The 20,889-nt window shown below is 63.2% G+C and carries 23 protein-coding genes and 1 tRNA gene; 6 read left to right on the plus strand and 18 right to left on the minus strand.

Annotated features, from left to right (window positions below):
- Positions 1–11: 11 nt before the first annotated feature.
- The 6 genes from rlmH to obgE form a co-directional block, all read right to left on the minus strand.
- Positions 12–494, minus strand: coding sequence for a 23S rRNA (pseudouridine(1915)-N(3))-methyltransferase RlmH (gene rlmH, locus AC1DDS_RS06120; RefSeq protein ID WP_477478068.1), 483 nt, complete (start codon positions 492–494; stop codon positions 12–14).
- Positions 495–596: 102 nt separating this feature from the next.
- A complete protein-coding gene (rsfS, locus tag AC1DDS_RS06125; RefSeq protein ID WP_310414317.1) occupies positions 597–1,010 on the minus strand; it encodes a ribosome silencing factor in 414 nt (137 codons plus the stop codon).
- A gap of 103 nt (positions 1,011–1,113) precedes the next feature.
- A complete protein-coding gene (locus AC1DDS_RS06130) occupies positions 1,114–1,722 on the minus strand; it encodes a nicotinate-nucleotide adenylyltransferase (protein ID WP_477478253.1) in 609 nt (202 codons plus the stop codon).
- Between the two features lie 36 nt (positions 1,723–1,758).
- Positions 1,759–3,042, minus strand: a complete 1,284-nt coding sequence (locus tag AC1DDS_RS06135) for a glutamate-5-semialdehyde dehydrogenase (RefSeq protein ID WP_477478069.1) — start codon at positions 3,040–3,042, stop codon at positions 1,759–1,761.
- Complete coding sequence (proB, locus tag AC1DDS_RS06140; protein ID WP_477478070.1) at positions 3,035–4,210, minus strand: glutamate 5-kinase; 1,176 nt, start codon at positions 4,208–4,210, stop codon at positions 3,035–3,037. The genes AC1DDS_RS06135 and proB overlap by 8 nt, the downstream gene beginning before the upstream one ends.
- Before the next feature lies 1 nt (position 4,211).
- Positions 4,212–5,225, minus strand: a complete 1,014-nt coding sequence (gene obgE, locus AC1DDS_RS06145; protein ID WP_310413728.1) for a GTPase ObgE — start codon at positions 5,223–5,225, stop codon at positions 4,212–4,214.
- Between the two features lie 86 nt (positions 5,226–5,311).
- Here obgE and AC1DDS_RS06150 point away from each other — a divergent pair, with 86 nt between their 5' ends.
- Positions 5,312–6,172, plus strand: a complete 861-nt coding sequence (locus AC1DDS_RS06150; protein ID WP_477478071.1) for an endonuclease/exonuclease/phosphatase family protein — start codon at positions 5,312–5,314, stop codon at positions 6,170–6,172.
- Between the two features lie 53 nt (positions 6,173–6,225).
- Here AC1DDS_RS06150 and AC1DDS_RS06155 read toward each other — a convergent pair whose 3' ends face one another.
- The 4 genes from AC1DDS_RS06155 to rplU all read right to left on the minus strand — a co-directional run bounded on the left by AC1DDS_RS06155 (position 6,226) and on the right by rplU (position 8,246).
- Entirely contained in the window at positions 6,226–6,816 is a 591-nt protein-coding gene (locus AC1DDS_RS06155) for a GNAT family N-acetyltransferase (protein WP_477478072.1), read from the minus strand.
- Positions 6,813–7,445, minus strand: coding sequence for a GNAT family N-acetyltransferase (locus tag AC1DDS_RS06160; protein ID WP_477478073.1), 633 nt, complete (start codon positions 7,443–7,445; stop codon positions 6,813–6,815). The genes AC1DDS_RS06155 and AC1DDS_RS06160 overlap by 4 nt, the downstream gene beginning before the upstream one ends.
- A gap of 128 nt (positions 7,446–7,573) precedes the next feature.
- Positions 7,574–7,843, minus strand: a complete 270-nt coding sequence (gene rpmA / locus AC1DDS_RS06165) for a 50S ribosomal protein L27 (RefSeq protein ID WP_310413741.1) — start codon at positions 7,841–7,843, stop codon at positions 7,574–7,576.
- 28 nt (positions 7,844–7,871) lie between these two features.
- Positions 7,872–8,246, minus strand: coding sequence for a 50S ribosomal protein L21 (rplU, locus tag AC1DDS_RS06170; RefSeq protein WP_310413744.1), 375 nt, complete (start codon positions 8,244–8,246; stop codon positions 7,872–7,874).
- 326 nt (positions 8,247–8,572) lie between these two features.
- Between rplU and AC1DDS_RS06175 the strand changes: the two genes are divergently transcribed.
- Positions 8,573–8,662: transfer RNA gene (locus AC1DDS_RS06175), tRNA-Ser, on the plus strand.
- Positions 8,663–9,196: 534 nt separating this feature from the next.
- Here the strand turns inward: AC1DDS_RS06175 and AC1DDS_RS06180 are convergent.
- Genes AC1DDS_RS06180 through AC1DDS_RS06215 form a run of 8 tightly spaced genes read right to left on the minus strand, consistent with a single transcriptional unit; the run spans position 9,197 to position 14,757 of the window.
- Positions 9,197–11,050 carry a proton-conducting transporter transmembrane domain-containing protein gene (locus tag AC1DDS_RS06180; protein WP_477478074.1) on the minus strand — a complete coding sequence of 618 codons (1,854 nt, stop codon included), beginning with the start codon at positions 11,048–11,050 and terminating at the stop codon, positions 9,197–9,199.
- Positions 10,939–12,300 carry a complex I subunit 5 family protein gene (locus AC1DDS_RS06185; protein WP_477478075.1) on the minus strand — a complete coding sequence of 454 codons (1,362 nt, stop codon included), beginning with the start codon at positions 12,298–12,300 and terminating at the stop codon, positions 10,939–10,941. The genes AC1DDS_RS06180 and AC1DDS_RS06185 overlap by 112 nt, the downstream gene beginning before the upstream one ends.
- The gene (locus tag AC1DDS_RS06190) at positions 12,294–12,662 is read right to left on the minus strand and encodes a sodium:proton antiporter (RefSeq protein ID WP_477478076.1); all 369 of its coding nucleotides are present in this window, start codon (positions 12,660–12,662) and stop codon (positions 12,294–12,296) included. The genes AC1DDS_RS06185 and AC1DDS_RS06190 overlap by 7 nt, the downstream gene beginning before the upstream one ends.
- 17 nt (positions 12,663–12,679) lie before the next feature.
- Entirely contained in the window at positions 12,680–13,378 is a 699-nt protein-coding gene (gene mbhE / locus AC1DDS_RS06195) for a hydrogen gas-evolving membrane-bound hydrogenase subunit E (protein WP_477478077.1), read from the minus strand.
- Positions 13,375–13,719, minus strand: coding sequence for a monovalent cation/H(+) antiporter subunit G (mnhG, locus tag AC1DDS_RS06200; RefSeq protein ID WP_477478078.1), 345 nt, complete (start codon positions 13,717–13,719; stop codon positions 13,375–13,377). The genes mbhE and mnhG overlap by 4 nt, the downstream gene beginning before the upstream one ends.
- 3 nt (positions 13,720–13,722) lie before the next feature.
- Positions 13,723–13,968 (minus strand): hydrogenase subunit MbhD domain-containing protein, encoded by a 246-nt coding sequence (locus tag AC1DDS_RS06205; protein WP_477478079.1) that lies wholly within the window; start codon positions 13,966–13,968, stop codon positions 13,723–13,725.
- A 2-nt stretch (positions 13,969–13,970) separates the two neighbouring features.
- On the minus strand, positions 13,971–14,231 hold the full coding sequence (locus AC1DDS_RS06210) for an MrpF/PhaF family protein (protein ID WP_477478080.1): 261 nt from the start codon (positions 14,229–14,231) through the stop codon (positions 13,971–13,973).
- The gene (locus AC1DDS_RS06215) at positions 14,224–14,757 is read right to left on the minus strand and encodes a Na+/H+ antiporter subunit E (RefSeq protein ID WP_477478081.1); all 534 of its coding nucleotides are present in this window, start codon (positions 14,755–14,757) and stop codon (positions 14,224–14,226) included. The genes AC1DDS_RS06210 and AC1DDS_RS06215 overlap by 8 nt, the downstream gene beginning before the upstream one ends.
- A gap of 542 nt (positions 14,758–15,299) precedes the next feature.
- On the opposite strand from AC1DDS_RS06215, the gene AC1DDS_RS06220 reads away from it, so the two are divergent.
- The 4 genes from AC1DDS_RS06220 (at position 15,300) to AC1DDS_RS06235 (ending at position 20,837) form a co-directional block, all read left to right on the plus strand.
- A complete protein-coding gene (locus tag AC1DDS_RS06220) occupies positions 15,300–16,730 on the plus strand; it encodes a basic amino acid/polyamine antiporter (protein ID WP_477478082.1) in 1,431 nt (476 codons plus the stop codon).
- Between the two features lie 233 nt (positions 16,731–16,963).
- Positions 16,964–18,397, plus strand: coding sequence for a basic amino acid/polyamine antiporter (locus AC1DDS_RS06225; protein WP_477478083.1), 1,434 nt, complete (start codon positions 16,964–16,966; stop codon positions 18,395–18,397).
- A 19-nt stretch (positions 18,398–18,416) separates the two neighbouring features.
- Complete coding sequence (locus AC1DDS_RS06230) at positions 18,417–19,661, plus strand: arginine deiminase (protein WP_477478084.1); 1,245 nt, start codon at positions 18,417–18,419, stop codon at positions 19,659–19,661.
- A gap of 72 nt (positions 19,662–19,733) precedes the next feature.
- Positions 19,734–20,837, plus strand: a complete 1,104-nt coding sequence (locus tag AC1DDS_RS06235; protein WP_477478085.1) for an efflux RND transporter periplasmic adaptor subunit — start codon at positions 19,734–19,736, stop codon at positions 20,835–20,837.
- The last annotated feature ends 52 nt before the right edge of the window (positions 20,838–20,889 follow it).

The raw sequence follows: 20,889 nt of genomic DNA on the forward strand, positions 1-20,889 counted from the left end.
TGCGGAAAATGTCAGGCGCGGTGATAGGGATGACCGGACAGAATGGTCGTGGCGCGATAGAGCTGCTCGGCAATGAGAATGCGCACGAGTTGGTGCGGCCAGGTCATCTTGCCGAGGCAGAGGACCGCCTCGGCGTGCGCATGCAGCGCGGGGTCGAGGCCGTCAGCCCCGCCGATCGCGACCATGACGTCGCGCTTGCCGGCGTCGCGCCAGCGGCCGATCAGCCCGGCAAACTCCTCCGAACCGAGCGCCTTGCCGCGCTCATCGAGCAGTACGAGCACCGCATCGGCCGGAAGCGCCTTTTCGAGCAGAGCGGCTTCCTCACGCTTGCGGGTGTCGGGGTTGGAGGCACGGCTCTCGGCAACCTCGACAAGCTTGCCGAGTTCGAGGCCGATCGGCGGTCCGGACTTCGCGAAGCGGTCAAGATAGCGCGCGGCAAGGTCCCGTTCAGGCCCGGCCTTGAGCCGTCCGACCGCAAAAAGCCCGATCCGCATCTATCCGGTTCCTCCGTCGCACACAGCGGCAACGCTCACCCGAGCGGGTGCAAGGTCAAACATGGCCGCACGCGGCGCCCGAAAGCCGGGCGGTGCGACGATCTAGTGCAACATGCTCTCTTCCATGTCCGGAGCCGCCCACATCCTTTCGATGTTGTAGAACTCGCGGATTTCAGGACGGAACACGTGGACGATGATATCGCCCGTGTCGATCAGCACCCAGTCGCCGGCCTCCAGTCCTTCGACGCGGGCGGAACCGAAGCCCTCGTCCTTGAGGTCGGTGAGCAGATGGTCGCAGATCGCCGCGACATGACGGTTCGACCGTCCGGACACGACCACCATGTAGTCGCCCAGTGCGGATTTTCCGACGATGTCGATCGTGACGATATCTTCTGCCTTCGAGTCCTCGAGGCTTGCGAGGACCACTTGAAGAGCGCGGTCGGCGGCATCGTCGCCGCGTCCTGCGCTTTTGGGAAGTGCGCTACTGACGCTTCCCTTCGCGTGCGCTGTTGTCAGTGTATTTCCTTTCCTTTGAACAGGTCCAGCACGGTTGCGATTCGCGCCACTCGCGTCGAACCACCGCTAGATTTAGGCACCAATGCCTATCGGTTTCAAGACATCACTTGCTTTCGGCGTGTTTCTCCAGCTCCAGGCGCTGCCTCAGCGCACTTGAACTGAGCGGCGAACGCGGGCCGTGAATGAAGGTCCAGGCCGGCGCCCTGCGGAACGCCAACGCGCCGGCATCGTCCTCGTCGACGCGGGCGCGGTCGAAGGTCTTTGCCATTTTCGACGACAGATAGGCGAGCGTCGATCCCGGTCGGTCGATCACCGCGATGGGAAATGTCCGGACGATCTTCTGCCAGCTCTGCCAGCGATGAAAGCCCTGCAGGTTGTCGGCGCCCATGATCCAGACGAAGCGGACGCCGGGATTGCGCGCCTTGACGAAGTCCAGCGTCCTTGCCGTATAGCTCTGGCCGATCGTCTTCTCGAACGCCGTGACCTTGATGCGTGGGTCCCCGGTGATCGCTTCGGACAGCCGCAGGCGCTCTTCCAAAGGCGCCAGGTGACGGCGATCCTTCAGCGGATTGCCCGGCGTCACCATCCACCAGAGCTGATCGAGCTGAAGGCGGCGCAGCGCAATCTCGGCGACGAGCACGTGGCCCTCATGCGGCGGGTTAAAGGAGCCGCCGAACAGGCCGACGACCATGCCTTGCTCGACATGCGGCATCCGCAGGTATCGCGCTTCGACGGCCTCGGCGGGCACCTAGGGCCGCACCTGTCCGGTGCCGCGCACCCTGTATTTGAACGAGGTCAGTTGCTCGACACCGACCGGCCCGCGCGCGTGCATCTTGCCCGTTGCGATGCCGATCTCGCCGCCCATGCCGAATTCGCCGCCATCGGCAAACTGGGTCGAGGCATTGTGCAGCAGGATCGCCGAGTCGATCTCGGCGAAGAATCGCTCGGCCACCGCCTGGTCCTGCGCGACCACCGCTTCCGTGTGCGCCGAGGACCAGCGGTTGATGTGCGCAATGGCGCCTTCGACGCCATCGACCAGCGTCACCGAGATGATCGCGTCGAGATATTCCGTCGACCAGTCCGTTTCGCCGACAGACTCCAGACCGGCAACGAGCGCGCGGATTTCCTCCGTGGCGCGAACTTCGCAGCCGGCCGCCTTGAGCGCGTCCAGCAGCGGAGCAAGATGCGTCGATACCGCCCCCCGGTCGATCAGCAGCGTTTCCGCCGCACCGCAGATGCCGGTCCGGCGCATCTTGGAATTGACGACGATGGTGCGGGCCATGTCGAGGTCGGCGGATTGATCGACGTAGATGTGGCAGAGGCCCTCGAGATGCGCGAACACCGGCACGCGCGCCTCGTTCTGCACTCGTGCGACAAGACTCTTCCCGCCGCGCGGCACGATGACGTCGATCGAGCCGCCGAGGCCGGTCAGCATGGCGCCCACTGCCGCGCGGTCTGCGACCGGTACCATCTGGATCGCGTGCTCCGGCAGGCCGGCCTCGAGCAGGCCACGCACCAGGCAGGCGTGGATCGCCCGGGATGAGTTGAAACTGTCCGACCCGCCGCGCAGGATCACGGCGTTGCCGGCCTTCAGGCAGAGGGCCCCCGCATCCGCCGTCACGTTCGGCCGGCTCTCGTAGATCACGCCGATGACGCCGAGCGGCGTGCGCACGCGCTCGATATGCAGGCCGTTCGGGCGATCCCATTCGGCAATCACGTCACCGACCGGATCCTTGAAGGCAGCAATATCACGGATGCCGGCTGCGATCGCATCGATCCGCTCCGGCGTCAGCGTCAACCGGTCGATGAAGGAACCGGCGAGCCCGCTCTCGCGCGCCCGGGCAAGATCGATCGCATTGGCGGTAAGGATCTGATCACGATCCAAGAGGATCGCCTGCGCCATCGCTTCGAGCGCAGCATTCTTGGTCGCCGTCGAGGCGAGCGCGAGCGGCCGGCTGGCGGCGCGCGCGCTCCGGCCGATCTCGGCCATCAGTTCGGCCACGTCGCCACTCGTCTGGCGCTGGTCAGGCATGGGCGGCATCCTTCTCCTGCGCCGTGGCGCCGTCCGCCTTTGCCGCGCCGGTCATGACGAGATCGTCGCGATGCACCATCGCCGCGCGCCCGGCATAGCCGAGAATACCCGCGATCTCCGCCGATTTCTTGCCAGCGATCTGGCGCGCCTCATCGGCATCGTAGCTTGCCAGACCGCGGGCGATTTCCCGCCCGCCCGTGCCGATGATGGCGATCGTGTCGCCGCGGGAGAAGGTACCCGAGACGGCGCGCACGCCGGCGGGCAGCAGGCTCTTGCCCGAACGCAGGGCACCTTCCGCCCCGGCATCGATCGTAAGCGTGCCGGCCGGCTGCAACTGCCCGGCAATCCAGGTCTTGCGCGCGGTCACCGGCGAGCCCGAAGGAGCGAACCACGAGGAGCGGGCGCCGGCATCGATCGCCCGCAGGGGATGGTCGGTCTTGCCCGACGCGATGATCATCGCGCAGCCGGCGCCGGTGGCGATCTTGCCGGCATCGATCTTGGTGCGCATGCCGCCGCGGGAAAGCTCCGAGGCGGCCCCGCCCGCCATCGCCTCGATGGCCGGCGTGATCTCCGCAATCGTTTCAAGGAAGCGCGCATCGCGATCGAGATGCGGCGGGGCGGTGTAGAGGCCGTCAATATCCGACAAGAGGACGAGCAGATCGGCACCGGCCATGGTGGCGACGCGCGCGGCGAGCCGATCGTTGTCACCGTAGCGGATTTCCGTCGTCGCCACCGTGTCGTTCTCGTTGATGATCGGCACCGAGCCGAGCTTCAGGAGCTGGTTCAGCGTGGCGCGGGCATTCAGGTAGCGGCGGCGCTCTTCGGTATCACCAAGGGTGAGCAAGATCTGGCCGGCGACGATGCCGTCCGCCGACAGGCTTTCCGACCAGGCGCGGGCGAGCGCGATCTGGCCGACGGCGGCCGCCGCCTGGCTTTCCTCCAGCTTCAGCGGGCCCTTCGGCAGATCGAGGACGGTGCGGCCAAGCGCGATCGCGCCGGAGGAGACGACAAGCACCTCGGTGCCGCCCTTACGCAGGGTGGCAATGTCGGCGCAGATCGCGTCGAGCCAGCTCGTTTTCAGCCCGCTTGCGCGATCGACGAGAAGGGCGGAGCCGATCTTGATGACGATGCGCCGATGCTTCGAAAGCGGCTGGCGGGTTGCGGCCATCTCAAGCCTCGTCCTGTTCTTCCGAGCCGAAGCGGACAATCTCGTCGCGAAGCGCGCGCAGGGCCTGCAGCATGCCGACGTTCGTGATCGCCGACAAAAGCAGCGGCTTCTGCCCGCATGCCTTCTCCAGTTCCTTCGCCTTCTTTTTCAGCTCGTCCTCATCGAGCACGTCGATCTGCGAGAGCGCCACGATCTCCGGCTTGTCGGTCAGGCCGCCACCATAGGCCTCCAGTTCGTGCTTGACGATCTTGTAGGCGTTGCCGACCTTTTCCTCCTGCGCCGAGACGAGGTGCAGAAGAACGCGCGTACGCTCCACATGGCCAAGAAAACGGTCGCCGAGACCGGTGCCCTCGTGCGCGCCTTCGATCAGGCCGGGGATGTCGGCGAGGATGAACTCCCGCCCGTCGACCGTGGCGACCCCGAGGTTCGGGTGCAGCGTAGTGAATGGATAGTTGGCAATCTTCGGCCGCGCCCGCGTGCAGGTTGCGAGGAACGTGGACTTTCCGGCGTTCGGCAGGCCGACGAGCCCGGCATCTGCGATCAGCTTCAACCGCAGCCAGATCGTCTTTTCCTCGCCCTCAAGGCCGGGATTGGCCCAGTTCGGCGCCTGGTTCGTCGACGACTTGAAGTGGGCGTTGCCGAAGCCGCCATTGCCGCCCGCGCCAAGCCGGAAGCGCTGCCCTTCTTCGGTCAGGTCGACGATCAGCGTCTCGTTGTCCTCTTCGAAGATCTGGGTTCCGACGGGTACCTTCAGCGTCACCGAAGCACCATTGGCACCAGTCCGGTTGCGCCCCATGCCGTGCGTGCCGGTGGCGCCCTTGAAGTGCTGTTGGTAGCGGAAATCGATCAGCGTATTCAGGCCGTTGACCGCCTCGACCCAGACGTCGCCGCCGCGCCCGCCATCGCCGCCGTCCGGACCGCCGAATTCGATGAATTTCTCGCGGCGAAACGAGACAGCCCCTGCCCCGCCGTCGCCGGAGCGGATATAGACTTTTGCTTCGTCGAGAAACTTCATCGGTTTGCCGTTCTTGGTTGTCTAGCGCCTGATCATCAATTTGCCGCCATCGATATAGCCGGTTCCAGCAGAGGTCAAAGACTATCGTGAAATTCGTCAGCTACAACATCCAGTACGGCATCGGCCTCGATGGCCGATTGGACCTGAGGCGCATCGCTTCCGAAATCGAGGGCGCCGATGTCATCGCGCTGCAGGAAGTGACGCGCGGTTTCCACCGCAACGGCAACATCGACATGGTCGCCGAATTGCAGGCGCTGTTGCCGGCGTACTTCTCCGTTTACTGGCCCGCCTGCGATGTCGACGCCGGTTCGGCGATCGAGAACGGCCGCGCTGTGAGCCGCCGTTTCCAGTTCGGCAACATGGTGCTGTCGCGCGACCCAATCCTCGCCTCGCGCCTCATCTTGCTGCCGCGCAGCCGCACGATCGGCAAGCTCAACCTGCAACGCGGGGCGACCGAGGCCGTCATCAATGCGCCGGGCGGCGCGCTTCGCGTCTATTCCGTTCACCTCGACCACATCTACCGCGGCGAGCGGATTGAGCAGATCCGCTATCTGAAGGAACGCGTCCAGGCCTATGGGTTCGACGGCGGCGCGATTTCGGGTGCCGAAGATTTCGGCCTGCGCGAGCCCCCGTTTCCGGATGACTACGTGCTGATGGGTGATTTCAACATGGTTCCCGAATCGCCGGAGTATTGCGCCATGGCCGGCGAAATCGACGGCTATTACGGCCGCCAGATCCGCGCCACCAATCCGCTGGATGTGCTCGCCGGCCTCGGCGGGCGACGCCCGGACAGCTACAGCTGGATTGATCCCGACGACCACGACCATCGGATGTTCCTCGACTATTGCTTTGTCAGCCACGGCCTCGTCGGGCGCCTCAAGGAGGCCTGGGTGGACGAAACGGCGACCGGCTCCGACCATTTGCCGGTCTGGTTCGAACTCGCCTAGAGGAACTGCCGATGGCGGATCGGCCGCCATCGGCTCAACTCATGGCTGACCGGTTACCGGCGTGGCTGCGCCGGGCGAAAATCACCCGCAAGAAGGCGCGTCTCGACATGCGGGACCATCGCATTGCGTGCGGTCGAATAGATCTCGCTCAGACCGGTGATGCGAAAGCCGATCTTCTCCTGAACCCTCAGCGAGGCCTGGTTGTCGGCGAAGACGCCGGAACAGATCTCCACGCCCGGCATGCGCATGAGAAAGCGGCTGGTGGCGGCGTGCACCGCCTCGCTCATGTAGCCCCGCCCCCAGAAGAAGCGGTTGAGCCAGTAGCCGAGATGCCACGCCTCGGCACGCCACTCGAAGGAGACCACCCCGAGATGTACGTCGTCGCCGGTGGTGATCGCCAGCGTCCAGCCGGGAAGAAGCCCGCTGGTGACGCCGGAGAGCCACTCCTCTGCATCCTGCCGGTCAAACGGTGCAGGCACCGGTGCCAGCATGCGGGAGACGCGGAAGTCGCCGAGCGACTGGGCGATCGCGTCCGCATCGGCGATCCGATGCGGACGGAGCGTCAACCGTTCGGTCGCAAAGACCGGGCAGAGGCCGGGGTCGGGCTGAACAGCCGTTTGCCGTTCCTGGCGCAGCGCGCTCATCCGATGTTCCCCCAGCTCTTCAGCGAGACCCAGGTCTTTCGGTCGAGCCGGTACCATTCGACCGGCACCATACCGCCGACGGCAAGGCTCTGGACCATGCCGGTCGCCTGGAACTGGAAGCCGCACTTCTGGATGACCCGGCGCGAGGCGATGTTCATGACCCGCACGCGTGCATCGATCTGCTCGACGTCGCGGGTGCGGAAGACCATGTCCGTCAGGCTCTGCGCCGCTTCCGTCGCGTAGCCCTGGTTCCAATATGGCTCGCCCAGCCAGTAGCCGAGTTCGACGGTCTTGCCGTCCTCCTGCGGTTCGATCCCGCAACAGCCGAGAAACGCGCCATTGTCCGCCTTCGTGATCGCATAGACGCACTTGCCAATCGCGCCGGCTTTTGTGCGTCGCACGAAGTCGGCTGCGTCCGCGATCGTGTAGGGATGCGGCATGCGGGCGACCATATTGGCGATATTGGCGTTGTTGGCGAGATGGGCAAGGGCGTCGATGTCGTCTTCGTGCGGGGCGCGCAGGACCAGCCTGTGCGACAGCAATATGGGACAATCGGTCCTCGACCGTTCCGGCCTTGGCCGCTCTTCGGGAGACCGGGCTTGGCCTTCCCGCAACATTTCGCTGATCATGGTTCAATCCTCCAGAGGAACAAAAAGGGGAGATGGATTGCCCCATCTCCCCTTTTGTTTCTGCAGGTTTGCCACCTGTAGCATCAGCCGGGTCGATGAGACGCCGGCTGTTTTAGAGCGCTACCGGCTTATTCCGCTGCTTCGGCTTTCGGCATCACGGACACGTACACGCGGCCATTGGCCTTCGTACGGAAGTTCACGTTGCCCGCCGTAAGCGCAAAAATCGTGTGATCCTTGCCGAGGCCGACATTGGCGCCCGGATGCCACTTCGTACCGCGCTGACGCACGATGATGTTGCCTGCGAGGACGGCTTCGCCGCCGAACTTCTTCACGCCGAGACGCTTGGACTCGGAATCGCGACCGTTACGCGAGGAACCGCCAGCTTTTTTGTGTGCCATTGGAGTTCTCCTTTACCTGTCCGTTGTCTCAGTTCGCTGCTGCTTCGGCAGCGGCTTCAGCCTTCTTGGAAGACTTCTTGGCCTTGCCGCCGGCTGCCGCGATCTCGACGATGCGGACGGTCGTCTGGTGCTGGCGATGGCCGCGCGTACGCTTGGAGTTCTGGCGGCGACGCTTCTTGAAGGCGATGACCTTCTTGGCGCGGCCCTGCTCGACGACTTCGGCGGTCACAACCGCGCCTTCGACGAACGGAGCGCCAATCGTTGCGTCGGCACCTTCGCCGACCATCAGCACTTCGACAAATTCGATCTTGTCGCCAGCGGCGCCGGAGAGTTTTTCAACCGTCACGACATCGTTGGCCGCCACGCGGTACTGCTTACCGCCGGTCTTGATGACTGCGAACATTTCTTGTCCTTTCATGTTCGTTCCGGCTCTCGCCCAAGGGACGCGGCCGTCTTTTTGTCAGTCGGTTTAACGAACATTGACATGTCCGCCGGTGAAGGAGGGTCTGCAAGGTGTCGCAAGCGGCACGCACAGAGCACCATTCCACGCACAAACGGCATCTGCCCTTTGCCACGCACGTGCGGCATTAGGCGAGCTTCCGAAAACTGTCAAGAACGTTTCACCGGATCGAATGGAATTAGTTCGCTTTTGTGCGCACCATCCCCTTGCAAGGCGAAAAGACAGCCGCTATGTACCCGACCGCGCCTTTTGGCGCCAACCAGCGATGCGGAGAGGTGGCAGAGTGGTTGAATGCACCGCACTCGAAATGCGGCATACCTGCAAGGGTATCGGGGGTTCGAATCCCCCCCTCTCCGCCATTTACCGTTGATAAAATTTAGTAATTTTTGATGTCCGGCGTCTTGCCCATCCACCTGCCACCCTTCTTGCGCTGGTGATCCCATAGACTCGGTCAGCCCGCGCTATCTCCATAATCGATATCCGGCATCTGCGGCAGCGGGCAGCAGCAGTGACTCGCGCCGGGCAATGCCTTGCAGGCCGGGACGCGGAGCGCTGGAAGTGAACCGCTCGTGAAGTGCCTCGGCTCCCTCCCGGCCCCCCTATGCGCTGCGGGATTTGTTGGCGCGGCCCGAAGACCGCGCCGCGACTGAACGTTGGTGGGCGCTCGTCAGGAAGCTGCAATAGGGCTAGGTAACTCCTCGCACCACCGACAGCAGTCGGCGGCTGTCAGTTGGCCTCCAGAAGCAAATCGCCAGTCGGTAGCACGATACTCGTTGCATGAGCCAACTCCCCCTTCTGCAGCATGTCCTGAACGAGATGCAAGAGTGCCTCATCGGAGTTGCGCTTCAGCAAATTCTTCCACACCTTCGGCGGGTTGATGGACGCCTAGACGGCTATTGCGACCATACGAACGATGCACTCGCATCAAACAGATATAGGGCGATCACGTAGTAGAGGACATAAAGCGCATAGGTCTGCCCGTTGCCGTCATAGACCCGCCGGATTGCATCACCCGACTGGCCGACCGCGATCGGCACTCCATTCCAGAACCGGTCGGCGTAGGGCGCAAGCATTGGCGCTAGGGCCCGCCGATAGAAGCTGTAAAAGCGTGCGACCCCGTCGCTGGCCAACCTTTCCCGATCAAAGCGATAGAACAGCCACATCAGAACAAAACCCAATGCACTCACGACAACAGCAATCGTCATGACCGGGACCGGGTTCCAGTAGCCGTAGATCAGGTCCAGCGACATGCCCTGCCAGACGAGCGTCGAAGCGAACTGCGGATTGATTGCTGCCGAAATCGGTTCGATGACAAGCTTCGGCAGAAAGGAAAGGACGAGAATGCCGGCGACCAACACGAATTGCGGCAGGAGTAGCGCTGCGGGTGCCTCGCGCACCGTAGCATGCTGCTGGCTCAACGGCCCGAGGAAAACCGAGTGGCCCAGCCGGAACATGTAGAGCAGGCCGACTAGAGTGGCGAGCGCCCCGAGCACGACCGGCCCATACCATCCCTTGTCCATCATCGCACTTAGGAGCAGCCACTTGCCGCCAAATCCGGCAAGCGGCGGCAGCCCGGACATGGAGACCAGGGCGACGACCGCGGCGGCGAAGGTGAGCGGCATCCTGCGCGCCAGCCCGCCACAGGCTTCCAGCCGCCGTCGGCCGATACGGTGAATTACGCCAGCAACCGCGAGGAACAGGATGCCCTTCACCATGAGATGGTTCGCCACCAGATAGAGGGCCGTCACCCAACCGAGATGACCGATGAGCGCGACTGCCGTGACGATGTAGCCCGTCTGGCTGAGGCTGGAATAGGCGAGCATCCGCTTCATGTCCGACTGCTGCAGCGCGAGCAACGCACCAACGACCGTTGTCAGCATTCCGATCCAGCCGATGGCGTGCGCCAATTCCAGCCCAAGCTGCGAGCGGGCGGCAAGGTAGCTTGCCATGAGCAGGCCGAAGATCGCCACCTTGCCGACGACCGCCGAAAGCATCGCCGACAGGTCGTCGTCGGCCTTAGTATAGGCCGCGGGCAGCCAGACATGTACGCCGACCACGCCGATCTTGATCAGGAATCCGGTGGCGAGCAGCACGAAGGCTGGGATTGCCTGCGGCCCTGCGCCAAGGAATGCGGAAAGAGCGGTGGTGCCATTTGCCGCGGCCGCCACCGCAAAGCCGGCGAGCAGAAGGAACGCGGAGGCGAGCGAGAACAGCAGATACTCAAGCGCGGCGCTACGAGCCGAAGGCGCCATGGTGATCAGGAACGATGAAGCGAGCGTAATCAGTTCCCAGGAAAAGAAAAACTCGAGGCCGGTCGAAGACCGGAAAAGCGCAACGATCGACAGCAGCATCACTGCCATCAGCGGATAGTAGCCACGGCGCGGATCGCTCCGGTAGAGGCCGGCAACAGCGATCACCAGGCCGCCGCCAAACAACAGAAATGTAAAGAGTTGGTTGAGTCCGCTGATGATGCCTCGACCGAGCCAGAGGCCGGCGACCAACACGGCCAGCAGCATGAGGCCGCACTTCACGCGCCCGGGCAGCCGTTCAAAGGCGAGCAGGGCGCCACCGACGATGATCGGCGCGAACAGCCAGGACGACGCGGCATCTGCAAGCGATGCCGCAAGGACGCTGCCTATCGAAAGGACCGCCACGGCGACAGCCGGCGGCAGGATGAGAGAGATCGGCACGGCCGGACCGACTTCCGCGCGGTCCGGCCATGTCGCCTGGGTGAACCACCGGAACATGTAGGTTGTTCCAGCAGCGATCCCACGAGGACGATGGCGATCCAGAGGTGCCGCTCGGCTGCGGCAAGTTGCTGGACGAGTACCCACTTGGCCCAGAAACCGGGGAACGGCGGGAGGCCGGAGATGGCGATGATCAGCGCGGTCAGCACGGACAGTCCCAATGGCCGGGCGGCAAGGACGTTCCAGTCCCGCAGCCGCTCCCTTCCCACCGCACCGACAAGCCAGAACAGTCCCGCCTTTGCAAAAAGATGGTTGGCGAACAGTCCGCCGACAACCAGCGGCAGTGCTCCCTCTGCTCCCTGCTGTGTTAGCGCAGCCAGCGCAATCAGCAGGAGCGCCATCTGCGCGATCGAGGAATAGCCGAGCATGCGTTGGACGTTGGTTTGCCGAAGGCCCAACAGGTTCGACAGGATGAAGGTGACCCCACCGGAGATCGCGATCAGTGGCAGATGCGACTCGAACAGCGGCAGAAGCTTCAGAAGCGCAAAAAACACGCCCGCGGACACGCCGACGGAAACGAGGGCGGCGATGCCGGCCGGCGCGGTCTCATAGACGTCCAGGCCCCAGCCGTTCGCCGGAAACGGCTTGAGTTCGATGATAAGGCTGGCAAGCACGAGAAGCAGCGCGGTGGCGCCAATCGGGCCGCCGATCAGCTCGCACCGTTCGATCATCTCGTCGATGCTGAGCGTGCCCGTCACGTGGTAGAGCAGGGCGCTGCCGAGCAGGAAGAACGACGAGGCGAGCACGGTTGCCATGATGTACTTGAAGGCGGCGGCGGTCGCCGCCGGTGTGCGCTCCAGCCCCAACAGCCCGTAGGTCGCGATCGACACGATCTCGAGGAAGACGAACAGGTTGAAGAGGTCCCGGGTCATGACCATGCCGTTGATGCCCATGACGAGGATCAGGTAGAGCATCAACATGGCGTAACTTTCGCGCAACCGTGCCCAGAGGTGCCAGGCGCCCAGAACGGCCGCAACGTTAACGCAAACAGCAAAGAACCCTTCCCAAGCGCCAAAACGCAGGCTGATCGCAAGCGGCGGCATGCTGCCAGCGGTGAAGATTTCGATCGGGACCGCGGCGCTTTGGACGCGCCAGAGGCAGCCGCCGGAGATTACGGTGATGCCGAGAAGCGCGGTCCAGAAGGCAAACGGGGGAAGTCGCTTCGAAAACTGATAGAGCAGGGGCATCAGAAAGCCGCCGCCAAGCCCCAGTATGAAGATGTTCAGCGGCTGGACGAGACCCTCTACCATTTCGACTCCGTGAACGCGTCGATGGAGAGTGTCTTGTGCGCCTCGTAGAGGCGGATGGCGAAGGCGAGCATCACCGCAGTTACCGAGAAGCCGATGACGATGGCGGTGACGACAAGGGCGGACGGGATCGGGTCGACCGCTCCCGCAGTCGCTTGGTCGACCGGAAGTGCCCGGTCGATGATCGGCGCGGTGCCTCCGGTGACATAGCCGGTCGCGACCATGACGATGTGCATGCCGGTGTCGACCAACGAAAAGCCGATGATGATCCGCAGGATGTTCGTGTGCGCAAGCACGCCCCACAGCCCGATCAGCACCAGCAGCAGGCCGGTCACCAGCAGTACATGCGACAGCGGCAGACCCATCGCGACCTCCCGCCGGTTCAGCTTCGGAAACGATCGATGATGACGCTGAGCTCGGCGCCGACCTTGATGCCAAGCAGGGCGGAAATCACGGGAATGGCACCGGCGCTGACGAACGTGCCGAACTGGCCACGCGGCAGGACATGGCTATCGAGAAAGCCTCCGGCGAGGACCAGCCCGAGGATACCGATCGCGACGTAAAGCACGCCGGCAAGCGATTCCGTGACGCTCAGGAAGCCATGATCGAGGATGGCGGCCGGACGGGCAAGCACCAGCAATACGACCCCGGAGGCGACCACCGCGCCGCCCTGGAAGCCGCCGCCAGCGGAAAGATGTCCGTTGGCAATGACATAGGCACCGAACAGGAAGATGATCGGAAGCACGACCTCGGCACCGTTGACGACCAGTTCGCTCGGCGCCCGTTCCGGCCCGCGAGCGCCAGCGGCGGCATCGGTCGCGCCGCCGGCGCGCGCCAATAGCAGACTGACGCTGGCGGCGACCATGAACAGGACGGCGACCTCGCCCAGCGTGTCGAAGCCGCGATAGGTGATCAGGATGCCGGTCACAACGTTCGGCGCTCCCAGGTCGCCCGAAACTTCCGTCAGGTACCGTTTCGCCAGATCCGATGGAGCGCTGCGTTCGGAATAGCCTGCCGCAAGTCCCGCGAAAATCGCGCCGAACAGGAGGATTGCGAGGATTTTCAGGAACTGCCTCATCATACCCCGCTCTTCCGTTCCCCACTACGATCCCGCTCGGCGAGCGCATCGGCAATCGTCGTCGCCGCCATCGGGGTGCGGATTGCATGGGCGGCCCGCGAGAGTGCATGCGACGACAACGGATTGGTCAGCATCACGAAGTAGGCGATCACGAGCAGCTTCAGCGCCCAATCCGGATGGTAGAAGCCGAGCCCCGCGAGCAGCAGCAGGTTGCCGAGTGTGGAAGCCTTCGTCCCCGCCTGGATGCGCGTATAGGCATCGGGCATGCGCAGCAGGCCGAGGCCCGCGGAGAAAAGGAAGAACGCGCCGGCGAGAATGAGGATGCTGCCGATCAGTTCCGTCAACCTTCACTCCTTTCCCGCGTTGGTCTTGCGGATGGCGTAGAGGAAGACAAGCGTCGAAAGGCCGGCGCCGATCGCGGCTTCGGCCATCGCCACGTCGGGCGCGGCGAGCAGCGCGTAGGAAACGGCGGCAAACAGGCTTGCCAGCCCGGCGCTGACCATCGCCGGCACCAGCCCCCGCAGCACCACGGCCAGCACGCCACTGACCAGTATGCTCGCGCAGATCAGGAGGATCAGCAGTTCCAGCAGCATGCCTACCGCCTCCTTTCAAGGAACCGGGCGATTGCCAGCACCGCCAGAAAACTCAGCAGCCCGTAGACGAGGGCAACATCCAGATAGACGAAGCGCCCTGAAAGGTGGGCATGGAGCGCTACCAGCGAGAGCGAGACCACCGTCAGCGTGTCGATTGCTACGACCCGGTCGATCGATGTCGGACCGCGCAGCAGTCGCAGCACGCAGAAGGCCAGGCTGAAGAAGATCAGGACACCAGCAATCGTGAGGATCGTGTCAGCCAAAGACCTCACCCAGATGTTTCTCGAAGGGGGCTGCAATCAGCGTCGTGGCCTCATCCGGATCGGTCGTCCTGACGTCCAGCCAGTGAATGAACAGTGCATCGTCGGCGATGTCCACGACCAGCGAGCCGGGGGTAAGCGCGATCGAGTTGGCCAGCGCCAGCCGCCCGATCGGCGACTTGAGCCGCAGATGGATCTTGACGATGCCAGGGTGGATGTCGATGCGCGGCGAGTAGACATAGCGCAGCATGTTGAGGTTCGCCTTCGCAAGCTCGACCAGGAAGACGCCGGTATAGGCAAGGAAATGGTAGACGGTGCGTGGCGTCAGCGTGACGTCATGCCAGACGGGACTGCGCGTGGTGAAGATCCAGGCGATCGCCGTGGCAAGGAGGGCGCCGGTGACGAGGATCGGCACCGCGAGCGACGAGTTGAAGACGAGCCAGAGCAGGAAGAGAAGCAGCCAAAGACTAGTGAAGCCCTTGAGCAGGGCTGGGCGGGTCCCACGGCTTCCTTGCTCGATCGGTGACACAGGCCGTCCACTCCGGAAAATCAATTCTAGAACGGGGCATGCACTTTCGACTTCCCAGCCATCATGCACGTCCAGCCGGAAAATGTACATGTCGGGTCGTCCACTTGATGGACGAGGCATGCTGGCACTGTCATCTTGCTACCGGGTGGCCAACGGCTAATCTGACGTGCGGGAGGAAGATCGTGAGTGATGCTGCCCCTCCGCCCCTGACGCGCTTTCGGCGAGCAGCGTGGCAGATGTTGGCGCCTGTTCGCCCTGCAGCGAGCACGAAACCACTGCGCGGCGATTGTGGGCATCGTTTGAGGACGCCGGGTGCGTGCTCACTCGGCAAGAAGCCTTCCGTCCTGCCTTGAGCCCCGGCATTCCCTGGCCAGCGTTGCTGTTTAAACCTCCGCCCAATGGGATTGGGCAATTGGCGTTGTCAAAGCCGACGGTTCGGGACCTGCTGCCAAGACTTGAGATTCCGGGCCAATCACAGCACACCAGCGTTGTTGCAAGATCGAAGGAATAATCACGCTTCTGCGCATCGAGGATCGATCGACATGGATACCGCTCCGCAGCAGAAATTCTCCCGTTGGACGCTGATGGCGATGGTCGTCGGCTCGATGGTCGGTGCCGGGATATTCTCGTTGCCTCAGGCCTTCGGCCGGGCGACGGGTCCCTTCGGCGCCGTCATCGCCTGGGCGATTGCCGGCGTCGGCATGCTGATGCTCGCCTTCGTGTTCCAGAGCCTGTCGCAGCGTAAGCCAGATTTGGATGCCGGCATCTACGCCTATGCGAAGGCCGGATTCGGCGACTATCCGGGCTTCCTGTCTGCACTGGGCTACTGGTCGGCGGCACTTCTCGGCAACGTCTCGTACTTCGTGCTGATCAATTCGACCATGGGCCTGTTCTTCCCCATCTTCGGTGACGGGAACACAGTGACCGCGGTGGTTGTCTCCTCGCTGCTGCTCTGGCTGATGCACTTTCTCATCCTGCGGGGAATTCGCGAAGCGGCGGCGCTCAACAACGTCGTCACCTTCGCCAAGATCATCCCGATCCTCGTATTCGTCGTGCTGGTGGGGCTGGGGTTCGACTCATACAAATTTGCCGAGAATTTCTGGGGCGGCGAGGAGGCGGAGTATACCATCATCGCCAGTCAGGTCCGCGCGACCATGCTGGTGACAGTCTTTGTGTTTGTCGGCATCGAGGGCGCGAGCGTCTATTCGCGCTACGCCCGCGACCGTGCCGACGTCGGTTCAGCCACCTTGCTCGGGTTTCTTGGCGTTCTCTGCCTGATGGTGCTGGTGACGCTGCTCTCCTATGGCGTGCTGCTGCGGCCGGAGCTTGCGATCCTGCGCAATCCGTCAATGGCCGGCGTTCTCCAGGCGGTGGTCGGGCCATGGGGTGCCGTCTTCGTCAGCGTCGGGCTGCTGATCTCCGTGGCCGGTGCCTACATTTCCTGGGTGCTGCTGGCCGCGGAAATCCTCTACTCGTCATCGAAGTTCGGCACGATGCCGCGCTTCCTCTCCACCGAGAATCGAAATGGCGTCCCGGCGAACGCCCTGTGGCTGACAAATATCGTCGTGCAGGTGTTTCTCGTCCTGACTCTGTTTACGCAATACGCGTTCCGTCTCGCGCTGGAACTCACGAGTTCGATGATCCTGATCCCCTATTTCCTCGTTGCGGCCTATGCGCTGAAGCTCGCGTGGCGCGGCGAGACCTACGATCGCGATCCGGCCGACCGCGGTGGCGACATGTTGCGGGCCGGCATTGCCACGATCTATACAGCCGGACTTATTTATGCTGCCGGCACACAGCACCTGCTGCTGACGACCGTCATCTACGGGCCGGGGACGATCCTGTACCTGATGGCCTGCCGCGAACAGGGCAAGTCTCCATTTACGCGGATGGAGCTTGTGCTTTTCCTGCTTGCAGCGCTTGGCACCTGTGTCGGGATCTACCTGATTGCGACCGGTGCCATCACGGCCTGATCGAAATCGCCGGCACCGACATACGGAAACGCGCACTCCGTAAATGCATGCAAACAGTTGCGAGTAGGGGCCGATAAGGCTCGGTGTCGTCAGCGCATCGCAAAATCGGAACGCAGAGCATGTTTTTGGGATTCTGTGCTCATCACAGCGATCGTTGTTGCGCACTATAGTTCGCGAAAGCAGCGTTTCATTGCGGAATAATTCGCCATTTTGGCGACTTATTGGGGGATTCGATGGCCACGGAAGCGACGCAGAAGCTCTCACGCTCCTCTCTCACGGCCATGGTGGTCGGCTCAATGGTCGGCGCAGGCATTTTCAACCTGCCGGGTCGGTTCGGCGCCGCCACGGGCCCTTTCGGCGCACTTATCGCCTGGGCGATAGCGGGAACTGGCATGTATATGCTGGCACGGGTGTTCCAGGCGCTTGCCGAAAAGAGACCGGATATCGACGCGGGCGTCTTCGCCTACGCCAAGGCTGGTTTCGGCAACTACATGGGCTTCCTGTCCGCCTTCGGATACTGGCTCGGCAGCTGCCTCGGCAACGTCTTCTACTGGGTTCTGATCGGTTCGACCCTGGGCCGCTTCTTCCCCGACGTCTTCGGCGACGGAAGCAGCGCCACGGCGATTGTCGTGTCGCTGATCGGCATCTGGGCATTCCATTTCATGATCCTTCGCGGCGTCGAGCAGGCAGCTTTCATCAACACCGTCGTGACCATCGCCAAGATCGTACCGATTCTGGTGTTCATCCTTGCGCTGATCTTTGCGTTCAACTACGCGCAATTTTCGGAAAACTTCTTCGGCGGCCCGGACATGCCGCCAAAGCCGTTGATCGCCCAGGTGCGCGACACCATGCTGATCACCGTCTTTGTGTTCATCGGCATCGAAGGCGCCAGCGTCTATTCGCGTTTCGCCAAGCAGCGCTCGGACGTCGGCTCGGCGACGATCCTCGGCTTCGTCGGCGTCACTGGCCTGATGGTGGCGGTAACCCTGCTGCCTTATGCGGCCATGCCGCAGTCGGCGATCGGGGCCGTCCAGCAGCCTTCGATGGCCGGCGTTCTCGAAGCGGTCGTCGGCCATTGGGGCGCCGTCTTCATCTCCTTCGGCGTTCTGGTCTCGGTATTGGGCGCCTATCTCGCCTGGTCGCTGATTTGCTCTGAAGTGCTCTTCGCCGCGGCCAAGTCAGACGACATGCCAAGGCTGTTCGCCGCGCAGAACAACAATCGTGTGCCGGCCAACGCCCTGTGGCTGACGAATATCGTGGTGTCGCTGTTCGTGATCTCCACCTACTGGTCTAGGGACGCGTTCAACTTCATGCTAGACATGACGAGCGTCACCGCGCTGCTCCCCTATCTGCTGGTTGCCGGCTACGGAATCCTTCTCGCCCGCAGCGGCGAGGGCTATGAAACCACGCCCAACGAACGCGGCCGCGATCAGGTCTTCGCCTGGATAGCGGCAATCTACACAATCTTCATGTTCATCGCGGCCGGGCTCAAATATGTGCTGCTCGTCGCCGTCCTCTTCGTGCCGGGCACCATTCTCTACTTCTGGGCACGACGCGAGCAGAATTTGCAGCTGTTCACCCCCATCGAGCTCATTGTGTTTGCAGTTACCGTGGTCGCCGGTTTGATCGGGTTCTACGGCCTGGCGACCGGCATGATCACACCTTGAATAGAGAGGTAGAAGCGTCATGACTAACGACACTCCTTTCGGCGTCCATTCCGAGGTCGGCCAACTGCGCAAGGTCATGGTGTGCGCCCCCGGCCGGGCCCACCAGCGGCTGACACCGAGCAACTGCGACGCCCTTCTTTTCGATGATGTTCTATGGGTCGATAACGCCAAACGCGACCATTTCGATTTCATGACCAAGATGCGCGACCGCGGCGTAGAAGTCGTAGAGATGCACAATCTGCTCGCTGAAACGGTCGCAGTTCCCGAGGGCAAGAAATGGATCCTCGACAACCAGGTCGTGCCGAACCAGATGGGGTTAGGGCTTCTCGACGAGGTGCGCTCGTATCTCGAAGGCCTGTCGAACCGGGATCTCGCCGAAACGCTGATTGGCGGGCTGTCGACCTTTGAATTTCCCGAATCGCTAGGCGGCGAGGAACTGGCGATGATCCGCGATGCGGCCGGCGTCAACGAATACCTGCTGCCACCGCTACCGAACACGCTCTACACGCGCGACACCACGTGCTGGATCTACGGCGGCGTTACGCTCAATGCCCTTTACTGGCCCGCGCGGCACGAAGAGACCATCCTCACCTCCTCGATCTACAAGTTCCATCCGGACTTTGCAGGGAAGGTGAACGTCTGGTGGGGCGACCCGACCAAGGATTGGGGCCTCGCCACATTTGAAGGCGGCGACGTCATGCCGATCGGAAAGGGCAACGTGCTGATCGGCATGAGCGAGCGAACCTCGCGCCAGGCGATCAGCCAGGTCGCAGCGGCGCTGTTCGAAAAGGGCGCGGCCGAGCGCGTCATCGTTGCGGCCATGCCGAAGCTGCGCGCCGCCATGCACCTCGATACCGTGTTCACGTTCGCCGACCGTGACTGCGTGCTGCTCTATCCCGACATCGTCAACGGCATCGAAGCCTTCTCCTACCGACCGGACGGCAAGGGCGGGGTCGAACTGCACAAGGACAAGGGCACCTTCGTCGAGACGGTGCGCGATGCACTCGGCTTGAAGAAAATGCGCGTCGTCGAGACCGGCGGCAACGACTACATGCGCGAACGCACCCAATGGGACAGCGGCGCCAACCTCGTCTGCGCCTCGCCGGGCGTGGTCTATGCCTATGACCGCAATACCTACACCAACACGCTGCTGCGCAAGGAAGGCATCGAGGTGATCACGATCACCGGCGCCGAATTGGGCCGCGGCCGCGGTGGCGGGCACTGCATGACCTGCCCGATTATCCGGGACCCTGTCGACTACTGATCCCGGTCCGCCTCGAAGACTGGCGCGCGGAATTCACCCGCGCGTCTCCTCCCTGTCGCAAAAGAGGTCGTCATGGCGTCACGTCTCTCCGCATACAGGCTCACCATCCGGAGCGGCATGTCAGCGTTTCTCGCCCTTCTCTTGCTGTCGGGCTGCCAGAAAGACGAAGAAGCCGCAGAACTGCCGCCGCGACCGGTCAAGACCGTTACGGTATCGTTCAATCCGGAGGACACCTTCGGGTCGCTCGTCGGCGAAGTGCAGCCGCGTTTCGAAACGAACTTCAGCTTCCGCCAGGGCGGGGAAGTGCGTGAGCGCGATGTCGACGTGGGCGATCTCGTGGAGTCGGACCAGGTGCTGGCCGTGCTCGACTCGGAGGACCAGCAGGACGCGGTCCGCAAGGCCGAGGCCAACCTATCCGCAGCCAGGGCAAACCTCGACAATGCGATCGCCAACCGGGATCGCACGCAGAGCCTCTATCCGCGTACCGCAACCCGGCAGGCGCTAGACGCCGCCATCGCCCAGGCCAACACGGCGCAGGCCAATGCCGACGCGGCCGAGGCAACGCTGCGCGTGGCCAACAACAATCTCGACAATCGCGTAGTGAAGGCAAACGCGGCGGGTGTCGTCACCGCAGTCGGCGTCGAGGTCGGGCAGGTCGTCGGCGGCGGGCAGATGGTAGTACGGGTCGCCCAGCTGAGCGACAAGGATGCCGTCTTCCAGATACCCGAGAGAACAATCCAGTCGGCCAGCCGCGACATGCGGATCGAGGTGCGGCTGCTGAGCAATCCGCAAAGCACGACGGGCGGCAGGGTACGCGAAATCTCTCCAGTCGCCGATCCCATTACGCGTAACTTCACCGTCCGCGTGGCGCTCGACAACCCGCCGGAGGATTTCCGGTTCGGCAGCGCCGTCCGCGGCACGGTCCGGCTTCCCGGCGATCCCATCGCCCGCCTGCCGATGACGGCGCTGTTCAACCAGGGCAATGAACCCGCCGTGTGGGTGGTCGACACGACCAACAGCACGACCAGGCTCGTCCCTGTGACGGTGCAGCGGTTCGAGACCCAGGATTTCCTCGTCTCCAAGGGGCTCTCCGAAGGTGAGCGTGTCGTCGTTGCAGGCACGCAGCAGTTGCGCCCAGACATGCCGGTGCGCCTGCTCGAGGGAAGCCTCCAATGAACGAAGGCTTCAACCTGTCCGAATGGGCGATAAAGCGCCAGGGTCTCATCGT

The organism is Mycoplana sp. 10N416 (assembly GCF_056394765.1).